Source organism: Paenibacillus sp. ATY16, from assembly GCF_003399985.2.
Classification (GTDB): domain Bacteria; phylum Bacillota; class Bacilli; order Paenibacillales; family Paenibacillaceae; genus Pristimantibacillus; species Pristimantibacillus glycanilyticus.
Genome location: NZ_NMOK02000022.1, coordinates 19,410 through 35,190, shown reverse-complemented (window position 1 = coordinate 35,190; position 15,781 = coordinate 19,410). Strand labels below are relative to the sequence as shown.

Here is a 15,781-nt window from a genome sequence, read left to right as displayed (position 1 = left end):
CCCGTTTGGGAGGAGGCAGGGGTATTTTTATTTTTTTCGAACAGATTCGTTGCACAAATAGGCATGTCCAGCACGCTTGTCCACATAGAATGAATATAGCAGGTCAGGCGGATGAATTTTTGAGATGGGGTGTTGGCATGCTTCGAGGATATAAAGGTTTTTTTGTTGGCTTACTAATGGGAGGTCTGCTCATGACGGCTTTTCCGTCCGTGGCGGCTACGAATAAGACGTCGTATTCCTTGACGGAAGCGGCTTATCCAATCGAAGTTAACGGTTCGGTCTATACCGGACGGGGATTGCCCGTCCTCGTTTACAAAGGCAACACTTACGTTCCGCTCCGGGCGATGGGGGATATGCTGGGCGCTTCCGTGGCTTGGAACGACAGGCAGGGCAAGGTCGTCATTTCCTCCGGAGCTGCAATCGCCCCATGCAATAACGCGTTCTGCGATGTGTTGGTCACCGGCTCGGGCGGTCATTATACCGTAACCGGAAAAGGCAGAGTATTCGAAGGGGTTATGCAATACGCGGTGGAGGACGGGCATGATTATTTGCTCGAAGGGCATCAGCTGCTGGATGAGGGGGCGCCTGCCTGGTCGCCGTTCTCGCTCAAGATCACGATTCCGCCAGAGCAGCTGCCGGCGAATGGGACGCTCACGCTTGAGCTTTTCGAAAACAGCGCGAAGGATGGGTCGCAAATCAACGTGTTAAGCATTCCATTGGAAACGTTCCAGTAAAAACTAGCAAAACGGCAAGCAAAACGCATGATGCGTTAAGGCTTGCCGTTTTTTGTTTGCCTCCACCGGAAATGGATTTATCCGCACTATCTTTCAGTCGATGGAAAGAAAAAAATAAAATTTATCTTCTATCATTTTATAATATTAAATATAATAAATGGGTCGAAAGGATGCGGAATTTTGCAATTCGGTTCGAATTCGGGCGATTTTATCTAAAATTGGTGACATATTATGTCGAATTTCTTACTATTGATCTAATAATGAAATATTGATTATATCTAATATTTATATTAATATGTGGGCAAGAACTACTTCAAGTACTTTCCGATTTTCCGAATCCTCTTAATGGCTTTCGCAACCAAATGAAGAAGACAGGCCGAACGAACGGTTCGGCTGCAAAGGAGGCATCATGCGAGTGGGGAAACAGCATGAACGCGCCGAGTGGACGGGATTTCAAGAATCGCGTCCTTATGGGCCGAAGTATGATCTTAGAACGGATTTTGCCATGGTCTACGGGTTGTCGGATAAGCTGGAGGAACGAATCGAGGGCTGGAGGAAAGCCGGCTATACGATTCATCTCATGACCGGCGTCTCGTGGGGTGAGTACCAGGATTATTTATACGAGAAATTCGACGGAAGAAATCACTGGGACGAAGCTCAGATGGACCGGTTCGGTAACTATATTCAGCATGGGAAAGACGTGCCGTATATGGACCCGACGATCGCTTTCTCCGAATATTTGGCGACTTATATCAAGAAGGCGATTGACTGCGGCGTCGAAGCGATCCATCTGGAGGAACCGGAGTACTGGGCGGCATCGGGCTATTCCGAGGCGTTCAAGCGCGAGTGGCTGACCTATTACGGGGAGCCGTGGACGGCTCCTCACTTATCGCCGGACGCACAATACCGGGCTTCGAAGCTGAAGGCGTACCTGTATTACCGCGCCCTTGACCGGCTCTGCGCGCAGATGAAGGAATACGCGCTCGTTACGTATAACCGCCAGGTTCGGTTCTATGTTCCTACTCACAGCTTGATTAACTACACGCAATGGCGCATTATCAGTCCGGAGGCGCTGCTTGTGTCGATGCCGTCCTGCGACGGATTTATCGCGCAGATCTGGACGGGTACGGCAAGAACGCCAAATGTATACCAGGGCATCCGGCGGGAGCGTACCTTCGAGACGGCATTCCTGGAATACGGCGTCATGCAGGAGCTGACCCGCGGTACGGGAAGGGACATGTGGTTTCTTCACGATCCGATCGAGGATAATCCCCGCTATACCTGGAGCGATTACCGCTATAACTACCGCGCGACGGTTGTCGCTTCCCTGCTTCATCCCGGAGTATCGAAGTTTGAGGTCTGCCCTTGGCCATGGAGGGTATTCACGCGCGGCTATCCGACGGAGGACGGCACAGGCAAGGAAGGAATACCGGCTAGTTACAAGACCGTTCTGCTTACGGTGATGAATGTGCTTCGGGATCTTCATCATCATGAGGAAGAGCAGACTGACGTCTATACAAGCGGCATCGGTTTGCTTTTGTCCAATTCGGCTATGTACCAGCGCGGCGATGTTCTGCCGGAAGAACCTGAAATCTCTACAGGCAAAAAAGAAGGCGGCGTGACAACGTCGGATATGCTGTCGCCTGAACAACGGGAGCTGCTGGATTTCTCCGCGTTTTACGGACTGGCGCTGCCTCTTGTGAAGCATGGCGTTCCGCTGCGTCCGGTGCAGCTGGATAACGCGCTTGCCTTCCCGGGATATCTAGATGACTACAAAGTGCTGCTGCTCAGCTATGAGTTCATGAAGCCTGAGAACGCCGGCTTGCACCAAGCTATTGCGGGATGGGTCAGAGACGGCGGCGTGCTTATCTATGTCGGCGACGGATCGGACGCTTTCCACGGTGTGCGCGAATGGTGGAACCGGGAAGGAAGCCGCCGCTCTTACGAGAGTCCGGACCAGCATCTGTTCGAAACGCTCGGGTTAGCGGCCAATCAGGAGGATGGCGAGTATGCCTACGGGGACGGATTCGTTCTTGTGCGACGCGTACATCCGGCTGCTCTTTCGCGTACAAGCGAAGGAGCGGATTCCGTCCGCGATTGCGTGAAGCTGGCGCTGAAGCTTAGAGGCGAAGCGGATGCTTACCGGGAAAGCGGAATTCTCCGCATCAAGCGCGGTCCTTATGTCATTGCGCAAGCCCTGGATGAGAGCAACGTTACCGACGGGAGTACACTCGAAGGAAGGTTTATCGACCTGTTCGAGGACGAACTTCCGATTGTCCGTAACGTTGCGCTGAAGCCGGGCGATAATTGCTTGTTATATGATTTGGAAGCTGCGGGGGCAGCCGGTGACGGCCAAGCGGCTAAAGTTCTGGTCGGCTCTTCGCGTATCGAGGATGTGACGGCGGACGCGAGGACGATTTCGTTCCGTTCGGAGAGCCCGTCGGATATGACGGTCAGCATTCGTTTGCTTGCCGCCACGGTTCCGAATTCGGTAACGGCGGATGGACTTAAGGCGGATTACGCCTATGATGAAGCTTCGGGAACTTTGCTTATCCGTCACCCAGGCAAGCCGGAAGGCGTATTGGTGGAAGCGGCCTGGAGCTAACGAGGGAAGTTTAAAGAATAACGGCGCAGAGATGCGCCGTTATTTTTATTTTTGGCCATATGCGGATTGCTTCAACGATAAACCGGTATTTTCCGATAACTTTTTACGCTGCGAAAACATTTCTATGAAATGGAATTGATGCTTAAGCCCTATAGTAGGGCTAAAGGAGTCCATAGAAAGAAAGGTGAGAGACTATGACCATTGCTGTATTGGATCGTCAACCGCAAGAGAAACAAGTTGAAGCTGCTGCCCCGACCTCAACCCGCCTGCTGGAGTACGTTCGCAAGGCGCCGGTGATCGCAGCCTCCTGTTCCTGCAAAGATACCATTGCGTTATTCAAGCAATATCCGGACAGTGAATGCGTCGTTATAGCCGGTGAGGGGATAGATAAGGACAAGCCGGTTGGTCTTATGATGCGCAATCAATTTTTTATGCGGCTCAGCCAGAGGTTTGGCGTAGATCTGTATTATGAAAAGCCGGTATCGGAACTGATGGATCCGTCCCCGTTGATCGTCGATCAGACCTATTCCCCGCAGCAATTAATCGATAATGCTCTAAAACGTGACGACAACGTTCTATATAACTGCGTAATTGTAACCAGAGAAGAACTGATTGTCGGGATATTGACCGTGTCGGATCTGCTTCGGATGTCCAGGCAGCTTCAGCAGGAAGCGGTGGACGGGCAGGTAAAAACAATCAACAGCGTTGGCGGCCGGGTGAAAGAGATCGACGAGGCCGTAAGCTCGGTGCGCCAATCGGCCTTGCAAGGGAAGCAGATTTCCGCGGATATAGTGGACCTGACGTTAAGCGGCAAAAATCAGCTGGACAAGGTAACCGCAGCGTTCGGGAAGCTTGCCGCGAATTCGATGCAGCAGGAGCAGCGGATGAACGAGCTGCAGGCTGAAGCGGGCTCCATCAGCCATGTCTCCAAGCTGATCAAAGAGCTCGCGGAGCAGAGCAACCTGCTGGCCATTAACGCTTCCATCGAAGCGGCGCGCGCGGGCGAGCATGGCAGAGGTTTTGCGGTAGTAGCCGGCGAGGTGATGAAGCTCGCCAGTGAAACGAAGCGTTCCGCCGAGGCGATTACGACGCTGACGAAGACGATTGTCGCGGCGATTGAACAGACCGCTTCGCTTGCGCGCGAAGGCCGGGAAGAAGCCGTAGTCAGCGAGTCATGCGTTCAAGAAGCAGGCAGCGTGTTCAGTCACCTGTTCCAGGCATCCGCGAACAGCAAGAACAGCACGGAGCAGATTGGCAAGCTGTCAGAGCAGGCTTATCAGCAGACGGTACATGTCTCCAAGGAGATCGATAAGCTTCTGGGGTCCTATTTTTAACACGGAATTTACAAAACGACAATACCCGATTTACAAACGGCTAGTAGGATAGATACGTCAGAGATAAAAACGCAATTTACGATTATCCAATAGGTTACCCATTATACTTACGGTTATGATTCGAAATGAATGGCCAAGCCTCAGTGAAACTCGTTCATCTGGGGCTGCTGTTCATTATCCATGCATATACGGAGGAGAACGATCATGCAAACTTTATTGCAGACGCAACCCTTAATTAACATTAACAAATTGAATTTGTATTACGGAGCTTTCCATGCTCTGAAGGATGTATCGCTTACGATTCCCGAGAAAGCGATCACCGCGTTTATCGGACCTTCCGGCTGCGGCAAATCGACGCTGCTCCGCACGCTTAACCGGATGAACGACATGATCCCGGGCACCAGAATCGAAGGCAGCATCGCGATTGGCGGAACGGAAATTTACTCTAGCGACGTAGATGTCGAGACGCTTCGCAAAAAGGTGGGTATGGTGTTCCAGCAGCCGAATCCTTTTCCGAAATCCATCTATGACAACGTAGCGTACGGTCCGCGCCTCCATGGGATTACGAACAAGAAGCAGCTGGACGAGATTGTCGAGACAAGTCTGAAGTCGGCTGTACTGTGGGATGAAGTGAAGGATTATTTGAAGCGCTCCGCGCTTAGCCTCTCCGGCGGCCAGCAGCAGCGTCTTTGCATTGCTCGCGCGATTGCCGTTAATCCGGATGTTCTGCTCATGGACGAGGCGACTTCGGCGCTTGACCCGATCTCCACGCTGAAGATTGAAGAATTGGCGCAAGAGCTGAAAGACCGTTATACGATTGTTATGGTTACGCATAACATGCATCAAGCGGCTCGTGTATCGAATCAAACGGTATTTTTCTTGAACGGCGAGGTTGTGGAGTTCTCGGAGACGGAGAAGCTGTTCTCCAATCCAAGCGACCAGCGTACGGAAGACTATATTAGCGGACGTTTCGGCTAACACAAGGGGGAGTTGTACAAATGATGACGACAAGAAAAGAGTTTGACCACGGCTTGGAGCAGCTTCATAATCTGCTCGTTGAAATGGGAACGTTCGTGGAGGAAGCGCTTGTTGATTCGATGAAGGCGCTGAGCGGCACGGATACGGAAAAGGCAAGAGCGATTATCAACAATGACCAGCATTTGAACAATCTGGAGGACAAGATTACCGATCTTGGCTCGAAATTGATTGCGACGCAGCAGCCGGTTGCGAAGGATCTGCGCCGGATTCTGGCTGCGTTCAAGATCGCCTCCGATCTGGAGAGAATGGGCGATCTTTGCGTAAACATTGCGAAGTTTGTTATCCGTCTCGAAGGCCAGCCGCTTATCAAGCCGTTGATCGACTTGCCGCGCATGGCGGAAATCGTACAGACGATGACGTACGAATCGATTCAATCCTTCGTGCAGGAAAACGTGGACCTGGCTTACAAGCTGGCAACGGAAGACGATCAGGTCGATGCGCTTTGCGCTCAAATCTCGCGCGAGCTGCTGTCGCTTATGATGGAGAACCCGCGTAACATCTCGCAGGCAACGGTTCTGAACTTCGTAGCCCGCAATATCGAGCGGATTGGTGACCACGCGACCAACATCGGCGAAAGCGTCGTATACCTCGTAACCAACAAACGTCCTGACTTGAACACGCAGCATAGCATTTAAGAAGTTAAAAAGAAGCCTGTTATCCGAGTGACTCGGGTAACAGGCTTTTTATTATGGCCGGCCGCCGGCGAGAAGTTTGCTTCATAAATATGGTATGATAGAGGGTAGAATGATTAGGTGAGGTGTCTGAATGGACAAGTGGATATTGATTGATGGCAATAGTATCGCAAACCGTGCCTTTTATGCGATGCCGCCGCTTACGAATTCAGCAGGTTTACATACAAACGCGGTGTTTGGATTTACGACGATGCTGCTTAAATTGCTGGAAGACGAGAAGCCAACCCATGTGCTGGTTGCATTCGATGCGGGTAAAGTGGTATTCCGCCATGAAGGCTATACCGAATATAAAGGCGGCCGCGCGAAAACGCCGTCGGAGCTGTCGGAGCAATTCCCGGTAATGAAGGATTTGCTGAAGGCCTTCGGCATTTCGCAATTCGAGCTGTCCGGCTACGAAGCCGACGATATTATCGGAACGCTGACGCGTCTTGCCGATGAGCAGAAGGTTGAGACGCTGGTCGTAACGGGCGATAAGGATATGCTGCAGCTCGCTTCGGACAACGTTACGATAGCGATTACGCGCAAAGGGATCAGCGAGGTCGAGCACTATTCCCCGGCTGCCATTGAAGAGAAATACGGATTGAAGCCGATGCAGATCATCGATCTTAAGGGACTGATGGGCGATGCATCGGATAATATTCCGGGTATTCCGGGCGTAGGCGAGAAGACGGCGCTGAAGATGCTGCATGAGTTCGGCACGGTCGAGGAAGTGTTGGCGAATACCGATAGCCTCAAAGGCAAGATGAAAGAAAAGGTCGAGACGCATAAAGACGATGCGATCATGAGCAAAAAGCTGGCTACGATCTTCCGCGAGGTACCTCTTGAGCATAGCGCAGAGGATATCCGTTACGAAGGTTACCAGCCGGCTACGCTTGCCGATGCGTTCCGCAAGCTGGAATTCAAGTCGCTTATCGAGCGGCTGGATCTGAATGGAGCAGGCGCGAAAGGTGGCGAATCGGCTGCTCCCGCTGTAGAGCTTAACATCGTGGTTATTGAATCCGATAATGACGGTGAAGCGCTGAAGGACATGCTGTCCGCATTGCAAAGTACGGAGCATGGCTTGTATGTGGAAGCAATCGGCGAAAATCCGCATCAGGCGGAAGTATTGGGACTTGCCGCGGCGGTTGGGGATAAGGCGTACGTTGTGCCTGTATCGGCGCTTCAACAACCTTTCGCGGCGGAGCTGCGGAAATGGCTCGAGGATGCGGACAAGCCTAAAAACGGTTTTGATACGCATAAAACGGAGCTAGCGCTTGGCTGGAGAGGAATCGAATGGCGCGGCGTGGCGTTTGACGTGCAGTTAGCCGCCTATCTGCTCGACCCGACCGACACGAACCTGACGTTAAATGCGTTATGCGACCGTTACGGCCAGTCTTCGGTTCCTCATGACGAAGCGGTGTACGGCAAGGGCGCCAAATTCAAAGTACCGGACAACGAGACGTTGTACCGCCATCTGTCCGTGAAGGCGGATGCCGTCCGTAAGCTTACGGTTCTGATGCGCGCAGATCTCGAGAAGCGGGGCATGAACGAGCTGTATTACGAGCTGGAACAGCCGTTGTCCGTTGTGCTGGCCGGGATGGAGCGCCAAGGCATCAAGGTTGAAAAAGCCGAGCTGGAGCGTCTCGGCAGCGAGCTGGAGAGCAAGCTATCCGCAGCCGTGAGCGAAATCTACCGCTTGGCTGAAATGGAGTTCAACATCGGCTCTCCTAAGCAGCTTGGCGAGGTATTGTTTGAAAAGCTCGGACTTCCCGTACAGAAGAAGACGAAGACCGGCTATTCGACAGACGCGGAAGTATTGGAGAAGCTGGCTCCTTATCACGAGATCGTTCCGTTGATTCTGCATTACCGTACTTTGTCCAAGCTGCAGTCCACGTATATTGAAGGTCTTCTGAAAGAGGTTCGTCCGGAAACGGGCAAAATTCATACGTATTACCGTCAAACCATTGCGGCAACGGGACGTCTCAGCAGCCAGTTCCCGAATCTGCAGAACATTCCGATCCGGCTTGAGGAAGGCCGTCAGATCCGCAAGGCGTTTGTGCCATCCGAGCCGGGCTGGTATATCCTTGCGGCGGACTATTCGCAGATCGAGCTGCGCGTTCTCGCCCATATTTCCGGCGACGAGCGGCTCAAGGAAGCTTTTATTAACGATATGGATATTCACACGAAAACAGCGATGGACGTATTCGGCGTATCGGCTGATCAAGTGGATTCGAATATGCGCCGCTCGGCGAAGGCGGTTAACTTCGGTATCGTATACGGCATCAGCGATTTTGGTCTATCCCAGAACTTGAATATTACCCGCAAGGAAGCCGCGAAGTTCATTGAGCAGTATTTCGAGGTGTTCCAGGGCGTACGCAAGTATATGGACGATATTGTTATGCAAGCCCGTCGCGACGGATTTGTGACGACCTTGCTGGAGCGCCGCCGTTATCTGCCGGATATTAAGGCCTCCAATTTCAATCTGCGCTCCTTCGCGGAACGTACGGCGATGAATACCCCGATTCAGGGTACGGCAGCCGATATTATCAAGCTGGCTATGGTGCGCATGGACGAGACGCTCCGTGAGCGCGGTCTGAAAAGCCGCATGCTGCTGCAGGTGCATGACGAATTGGTATTCGAGGTTCCGGAAGAGGAGCTTGAGCTTATGAAGGAGCTTGTTCCAAGCACCATGGCCGGGGCGCTGAAGCTGGATGTGCCTCTGAAGGCGGACGTGAATTACGGAGTCAACTGGTACGAGGCGAAGTAATACTCGGCAGCGAAAGTTTCGCCTAAGCAACGGGATTGACAAAAGTATCCCGTCCCGCAGCCCAGCCGAATCGGGTATAATGGGTTTGAGGTGAATAAGAATGCCTGAATTACCAGAGGTAGAAACGGTTAGAAGAACTTTAATTGAATTAGTCGCAGGCAAGCGAATTGCTTCGGTAGAAGTGAAGCTGCCGCGTATCATACAACGCCCGGCTGAACCGGAGGCGTTCGAAAGGGCGCTTGCCGGACGGACGATCCAAACGGTTGAGCGTCGCGGAAAGTTTTTGAGAATCGTGCTGGACGGTCTCGTGCTGGTCTCCCATCTTCGGATGGAAGGGCGGTACGGCGTATTTCCAAGCGACGAGCCTGTTGAGCTTCATACGCATGTCCTGTTCCACTTCGATGACGGAACGGATCTAAGATATAAGGATGTACGCCAATTCGGCACCATGCATCTGTTCGAGCCGGGAACGGAATTCGAGATGAAGCCGCTGAGCAAGCTTGGTCTCGAGCCGCTGGAGAATGAGGCTTTTACAGCGGAGGCCTTGAGAGGTTTGCTTGGAAAAAAATCAGGCTTAATCAAGCCGCTTCTTCTAAATCAGGAATATGTGGTGGGGCTTGGCAATATTTATGTGGATGAGGCTTTGTTCCTTGCGGGCATTCATCCGGAGCGGACGGCCGATTCCTTGAAGAAGGCGGAATGGATCCGTCTCCATGAGGCGATCGTATCGACGCTTGCGAAGGCTGTTGCGGCAGGAGGCTCATCCATCAAATCCTATGTGAACGGACAAGGCGAGATGGGAATGTTCCAGCACCAGCTGCTGGTGTACGGCAGGAAAGACGAGCCTTGCACAAGCTGCGGCAGATTAATCGAGAAGTCGGTTGTGGGCGGAAGAGGAACGCATACCTGCGCAAGCTGCCAGCCTTTGCCCAAGGCACGCAAAAGGGCCGTCCCGCAGGTTTAATGCACCGTAACGATTTCCCCGCATATGCTATTGTTGTTACGAACAATAGGCGGATGTCTAGATAAGCGCGTTGGCGCAGCTAGAGACATCCGGTATGCGGGGAGGGCTGCGGGTTGTTCGCGCATTTTGCTTCTTTGCTGGTGCTTGCTTTTGCCGTCAGTGTGGACGGCTTCGGAGTAGGCGTGACATACGGATTGCGGCGAATAAGAATACCGCTCTTGTCGGTTGTCATTATCGCATGTTGCTCAGGTTTGGTCATCTTTTTATCGATGATAGTGGGTTCATGGATTACGGGGTATTTATCGCCTTTTGTGGCTAAGCTGATTGGAGCGGTTGTACTTGTCGGCATTGGCACTTGGGCGCTGTTGCAGCTTAGGCGAAGCAGCCGGGAAGCGGGAGCTGCCGAAGGCCAGGCCGAAGGAGATTCGGATCATCCGGCGGGGACCAATCAGGAGCTGATTGACCGCACGCATCCGGTTCTTGTCGTGATCGTTGAATTGAAGCGCCTGGGATTGGTTATACAAATATTGCGGACTCCGCAAGCCGCCGACGTGGATAAGTCGGGAACGATCTCCGCTACCGAAGCGTTAATGCTTGGCGTAGCCTTGTCGTTCGACGCATTCGGCGCCGGAATCGGAGCGGCTATGATCGGATTATCTCCTTTATTAACGCCTATTATGATTGCTGCTGCGAGTGCTTTATTCCTGCTAGGCGGAATGCGGTTTGGCTTCCGGTTCTCGAACTGGAAAGGCATGCAGGCGATATCGGTGCTTCCGGGCATTTTATTAATCATAATCGGTATTTTAAAGCTGTTATAGAGTCACAAGCAATACGCAGGAGTTACTTGAACGGGGTGAAAGCTAATGAAGATCGGTTTAACCGGCGGGATCGCTACCGGCAAAAGCACCGTGGCTGCCATGCTGGCGGAACGCGGTGCGATGCTGGTCGATGCTGATCAGGTTGCGAGAGAAGTTGTTATGCCCGGCGAACCGGCTTTAGAAGCGGTCGCCTCCGCGTTTGGACAAGCTGTTATACATACGGACGGAACATTGGATAGGAAGGCGCTTGGCGGTATTGTGTTCAACAACCGCGATTTGCTCGCGCAGCTTGAGAATATCCTTCATCCGGCAATACGTAACCGCATGCAGCAGCGGATAAGGCAGTATGAAGAGCAGAACCCCCGGCAATTGGTCGTTGCGGATATCCCTCTTTTGTACGAGACGGGTCAAGAAAAGCTGTACGACGGGGTGATGGTCGTTTACGTTCCTCAGGCGCTGCAGTTAAAAAGGCTGATGGAACGGAACGGTATAGCGGAAGAGGAAGCACAGAGACGCATTGGACTTCAAATGGACATTGAGCAGAAGAGAGGCCGTGCGGACTGGGTTATTGATAACAGCGGTTCACTTGACGAGACTAGGCGGCAGGTGGGCGATTTCTGGAAGAGCAAGGGATTGCCATGAAGTGGTTACTTCGGAAAAGAGTGCTGCTTATTCTGCTCATTGGCTTCATTGGCGTCTTATTTCTTAATTCCAATTGGCTTGCCCGGATGATGTATCCGATTCAATATAAAGAAGACATACGCGCAAGCGCATCAAATTACGGTGTTGATCCGCATCTGATTGCGGCAATTATACGGACGGAAACGAATTATTCGACCGGACAAGTCTCCAAAAAAGGGGCGCTTGGCCTCATGCAGATTATGCCGGATACGGCGGACTGGATCGTGAAGCAGGCGGATTTCAACAATATCACAAAAGATATGCTGCAGAATCGGCCGGATGTCAGTATCGAGGTAGGGGCATGGTATTTGCAGTCCTTGCACAAACAGTTCAAGCAGAATACGGTAGCCGTTATTGCCGCTTACAATGCCGGTCCCGGCAATGTAAAAAAGTGGCTGGATACGGGGAAATGGGATGGCAAGCTGGACACAACGGATCAAATTCCGTATGGGGAAACCCGTCACTATGTACAACGCGTTATTTATTATTATAATAAGTACAAAGATCTTTATCCTGTTATTTAACTTGGACAAGAAGAAGCCTTGGCTGTCCGCCGCTTCAGGACGGAACAGCCAAAGCATCTGTTATACATGACTGATGAAATCATTATTGGCGGCCAGCAAGGGATTGTTCGGCAATTTGCACTAGGCGGCGAGTAATGTTACCCCCGATGTAGCCTGCGTCTTTAGTAAGCAGGTTGCCGTAGTAACCGTCTTGCGACAACGCAATGCCCAGCTCTTGAGCGACCTCATATTTCATTTGGTCCAGTGCTGCAGTAGCTTGCGGTACAAGTACTTGGTTGCTGTTGTTCGAGCTCATTGATGTTCACCTCCTTGCGGTTGGTAAATGTATTATGTGCGGAATTCGCAACTTCATTCAGGTAACGACTGGAAATTTCTTTAAAAATAAAAACAGGATTCGGAAGGAGTGAAAAAAATGAAATGCCCTTACTGCGATTTTGCCGGTACGAAAGTGCTTGATTCCAGGCCAGCTAACGAGAACAAGTCCATCCGCAGACGGCGTGAATGCGAAAAATGCAGCCGCCGTTTTACAACCTTCGAGATGATCGAGGAAACACCGCTTATTGTAATTAAGAAGGACGGGAGCCGGGAAGAATTCAGCCGCGATAAAATTTTGCGCGGTCTGATCCGTGCATGCGAGAAGCGTCCCGTCTCGGTTGAACGACTCGAGGTCATCGTCTCCGAAGTAGAGAAGGAGCTCCGGACGACAGCGCTCGCGGAAGTCGAAAGCCGCGAGATCGGCGAGATCGTGATGAGCCAGCTGTATCCGGTTGACGAAGTGGCTTATGTGCGCTTTGCATCCGTGTACAGACAGTTCAAGGACATCGACATGTTCATGAAGGAACTGAACAGCTTGTTATCCAAACATCCAATGAACAATTAATTTTACTGCGTGAATAGTCCTCCCTATACGGGTTGGACTATTTTTGCATCTATACAAGCCGGGAGTTGAGGAAATGGTAAAGATTGAAGCATTGGATCATCTTGTATTAACCGTGGCCAGTATTGAGAAGACGGCAGCTTTTTACGAAAAGGTGCTGAATATGGAGGTCATCGTCTTTGGCGATAACCGAAAGGCGCTGCTATTCGGCCGGCAGAAGTTCAACCTGCATGAAGCGGGTAAAGAATTTGAACCGAAGGCAAGGAACCCTCGTCCGGGGTCTGCGGATTTTTGCCTCGTTACGAAGACGCCGATGGATGAAGTCATCCGGCATCTGGCTGCTTGCGAGGTGCAAGTCGAAGAAGGACCGGTCGCCCGTACGGGGGCAGTAGGGACAATCGTATCGGTGTATTTTCGCGATCCGGATTTTAATCTGGTGGAAGTGTCGAATTATGCGTAATTTCTTCTATAACATCTTTAATTTCTACCGCGCGGGCTCGATTGATGTTTCTCTATAATGAATAGAGATACTCGGAGCAGGAGGCGATAGCTTTGCGGAATAGCAGCTTTACAGGTCCGGCAGCACCTAAAGATCCGAACGAGAAACGAAGCGGATTTTTTATTCTCTACGATACCATAATAGAAGCTAGCCCTCGTCAAGACGGGAAGTTTACGGAAGAGATTTACCTGGAAGGAAGGCTGAGCGAGAAAGCCAAATTTTCCGGTGGCGTTGAGGACGAGGGAATATTGACGCTTCTATCTAGCTGTAATGGGTTTCGCCAGCTGGTACATAGCATGGGAATAACGGTGAACCTTCATGATGACAGCAACCGATCGGACGTATTCTTCAGTCTGGAGAATTGGGGGAAAACAAGCAAATACGAGTCAGGCACCCGGATCCGGATTCCTTGTGAAACAGACGGCTCGGAGAATGTAGTTGTCTTAGCCGATATCGAATGGTCAGCGGATGATGACGTGCCCGGTAAGTTTGCTTTTGAATTTGACCAAGCCGGCGTCCTTGCGACAGTAAGTATAAGGCTGTACCTGAATGATGGATACGAAGTTCCGGAGAAGGAAGTTGAAACACCGGTTGAATTCGGGACGGATGCTTACCGCGGGATGATCGCCAAATCGCTGTTGAATAGAGGCAATACCAAACGGTTAAAGGCCGCTATGGAGAAGGCAAGACGAGGCGAGGATGTCACCATTGCCTATATAGGCGGTTCCATAACGCAAGGAGCAGGGGCGAAGCCGATTCATACGGAGTGTTATGCGTTTAAAGCTTATGAACGTTTTAAAAGAATGTATGGTGAGGTTGGAGCTGACGGTAACCATATTCATCTTATTAAAGCCGGAGTCGGGGGTACGCCTTCCGAGCTTGGAATGATCCGTTATGACCGGGATATTTTGCGGGATGGAGCTTCCGAGCCGGATATCGTTATCGTTGAGTTTGCCGTAAACGATGCAGGGGACGAGACAAAAGGGAACTGTTACGAAAGTCTGGTGCTCAAAGCCCTCAACGCGGCCAACGCGCCGGCCGTTATTTTATTGTTTAGCGTATTTGTGAACGACTGGAACCTGCAGGACCGTCTTTCTCCTGTCGGATGGCATTACGATCTTCCAATGGTAAGCGTAAAGGATGCCGTGGTCGATCAGTTCAAGCTGACCAAGCAAGAAGGGAATGTCGTTTCCAAAAGGCAATTCTTCTACGATATCTATCATCCGACGAATGTTGGCCACACCGTCATGGCGGATTGCTTGGCCTATTTATTCGAAGAGACGGATCGTTCGGTGGAGGATGCAGAAGACATAGTGACCGATAAGCTCCCGGTTATCGGGAATGATTTCGTGGATGTGCGGTTGCTGGATCGGAGCAGCTATGAAGGTGTTGCTTCGGTAGAAGCGGGTGGGTTCGATCAGAGCGACATCGACTTGCATTTCGTTGAGATGGACAGCAATCCCTTCGGAACGCCGCAGTTCCCTCATAATTGGATGCATTCGGCTGAGTCGGGAGAGAGCAACTTCAGAATGACCATTAATAGCAAGCGCCTTTTACTAGTGTTCAAGGACTCGGGCAGCCCGGATTTCGGCAGTGCCGAGGTCTTGGTGGACGGTCAGTTGGTGGTGACCGCAGATCCTCATGCGATCAATTGGACGCATTGCAATGCCGTTATTCTGTATAACGAGCAAGAGACAAGAGAGCATATCGTCGAGATCAGAATGGCTTCCGGACAGGGAGACAAGAGGTTTACGATACTAGGGTTCGGCTATGTGAAGTGAATGTAAAAAAAGACAAGCAAAATGATTGACAGTGTGGAAATGTCTGTGCTATTATTTTGCTAGTCCGGGGCCATAGCTCAGCTGGGAGAGCGCATCGCTGGCAGCGATGAGGTCAGGGGTTCGATCCCCCTTGGCTCCACCAAATAAGAACTTTAACGCAACCTTAACGGTTGCGTTTTTTTATTGGTGGAATGCCAAGGGGGAGATGAACCCCTATAGATTCGCCCGCGCGGACGCAATGAAATGAGAAGGCCACGAAGGCATGCTTCTAATGGAGGAGCACGGCGTGTGAATCTACCGCTAAAAGTCATCTTCGATTACGCTTCTTCCGCTATTCAATAAAAGATTCAGACATCCCATGATGAGAAGACGAGCAGAGCATAGTCGGCTCCTCCTTGGCTCCACCATAATAAAATGACTCGAAACCCTTGTTTATCAAGGGTTTTTTCTTTAAGATGATCATCGGCAGTAAGGTACCTGTTTTCAGT

The 15,781-nt window shown here is 51.4% G+C and carries 14 protein-coding genes and 1 tRNA gene; 14 read left to right on the top strand and 1 reads right to left on the bottom strand.

The features are described from left to right. Positions 1–191 precede the first annotated feature (191 nt). The 10 genes from CFI03_RS11940 (at position 192) to CFI03_RS11895 (ending at position 12,136) form a co-directional block, all read left to right on the top strand. The gene (locus CFI03_RS11940; RefSeq protein WP_162862754.1) at positions 192–734 is read left to right on the top strand and encodes a Gmad2 immunoglobulin-like domain-containing protein; all 543 of its coding nucleotides are present in this window, start codon (positions 192–194) and stop codon (positions 732–734) included. Between the two features lie 409 nt (positions 735–1,143). Beyond that, positions 1,144–3,339 (top strand): hypothetical protein, encoded by a 2,196-nt coding sequence (locus CFI03_RS11935; RefSeq protein ID WP_116393775.1) that lies wholly within the window; start codon positions 1,144–1,146, stop codon positions 3,337–3,339. A gap of 194 nt (positions 3,340–3,533) precedes the next feature. Further along, positions 3,534–4,673, top strand: coding sequence for a methyl-accepting chemotaxis protein (locus tag CFI03_RS11930; RefSeq protein ID WP_116393774.1), 1,140 nt, complete (start codon positions 3,534–3,536; stop codon positions 4,671–4,673). Positions 4,674–4,877: 204 nt separating this feature from the next. Further along, complete coding sequence (pstB, locus tag CFI03_RS11925) at positions 4,878–5,651, top strand: phosphate ABC transporter ATP-binding protein PstB (protein WP_116393773.1); 774 nt, start codon at positions 4,878–4,880, stop codon at positions 5,649–5,651. Between the two features lie 23 nt (positions 5,652–5,674). Beyond that, complete coding sequence (phoU, locus tag CFI03_RS11920) at positions 5,675–6,346, top strand: phosphate signaling complex protein PhoU (protein WP_041614094.1); 672 nt, start codon at positions 5,675–5,677, stop codon at positions 6,344–6,346. Between the two features lie 130 nt (positions 6,347–6,476). Next, positions 6,477–9,149: a DNA polymerase I gene (gene polA, locus CFI03_RS11915; RefSeq protein ID WP_116393772.1), complete on the top strand. Its 2,673-nt coding sequence runs from the start codon at positions 6,477–6,479 to the stop codon at positions 9,147–9,149. A 100-nt stretch (positions 9,150–9,249) separates the two neighbouring features. Then, complete coding sequence (gene mutM, locus CFI03_RS11910) at positions 9,250–10,113, top strand: DNA-formamidopyrimidine glycosylase (protein WP_116393771.1); 864 nt, start codon at positions 9,250–9,252, stop codon at positions 10,111–10,113. 113 nt (positions 10,114–10,226) lie between these two features. After that, positions 10,227–10,931, top strand: coding sequence for a sporulation membrane protein YtaF (ytaF, locus tag CFI03_RS11905; protein WP_116393770.1), 705 nt, complete (start codon positions 10,227–10,229; stop codon positions 10,929–10,931). 45 nt (positions 10,932–10,976) lie between these two features. Then, complete coding sequence (coaE, locus tag CFI03_RS11900) at positions 10,977–11,573, top strand: dephospho-CoA kinase (protein ID WP_116393769.1); 597 nt, start codon at positions 10,977–10,979, stop codon at positions 11,571–11,573. Further along, the gene (locus CFI03_RS11895) at positions 11,570–12,136 is read left to right on the top strand and encodes a lytic transglycosylase domain-containing protein (protein ID WP_116393768.1); all 567 of its coding nucleotides are present in this window, start codon (positions 11,570–11,572) and stop codon (positions 12,134–12,136) included. The genes coaE and CFI03_RS11895 overlap by 4 nt, the downstream gene beginning before the upstream one ends. Positions 12,137–12,218: 82 nt before the next feature. Here the strand turns inward: CFI03_RS11895 and CFI03_RS11890 are convergent, their stop codons facing one another. After that, positions 12,219–12,431 carry an alpha/beta-type small acid-soluble spore protein gene (locus tag CFI03_RS11890; RefSeq protein ID WP_116393767.1) on the bottom strand — a complete coding sequence of 71 codons (213 nt, stop codon included), beginning with the start codon at positions 12,429–12,431 and terminating at the stop codon, positions 12,219–12,221. Positions 12,432–12,548: 117 nt separating this feature from the next. Here CFI03_RS11890 and nrdR point away from each other — a divergent pair, with 117 nt between their 5' ends. The 4 genes from nrdR to CFI03_RS11870 all read left to right on the top strand — a co-directional run bounded on the left by nrdR (position 12,549) and on the right by CFI03_RS11870 (position 15,435). Beyond that, positions 12,549–13,016, top strand: coding sequence for a transcriptional regulator NrdR (gene nrdR, locus CFI03_RS11885; protein ID WP_015843146.1), 468 nt, complete (start codon positions 12,549–12,551; stop codon positions 13,014–13,016). A 73-nt stretch (positions 13,017–13,089) separates the two neighbouring features. Next, positions 13,090–13,473, top strand: coding sequence for a VOC family protein (locus CFI03_RS11880; protein ID WP_116393766.1), 384 nt, complete (start codon positions 13,090–13,092; stop codon positions 13,471–13,473). A gap of 92 nt (positions 13,474–13,565) precedes the next feature. Further along, on the top strand, positions 13,566–15,293 hold the full coding sequence (locus tag CFI03_RS11875; RefSeq protein ID WP_116393765.1) for an SGNH/GDSL hydrolase family protein: 1,728 nt from the start codon (positions 13,566–13,568) through the stop codon (positions 15,291–15,293). A gap of 66 nt (positions 15,294–15,359) precedes the next feature. Then, positions 15,360–15,435, top strand: a tRNA-Ala gene (locus CFI03_RS11870). Positions 15,436–15,781 lie beyond the last annotated feature (346 nt).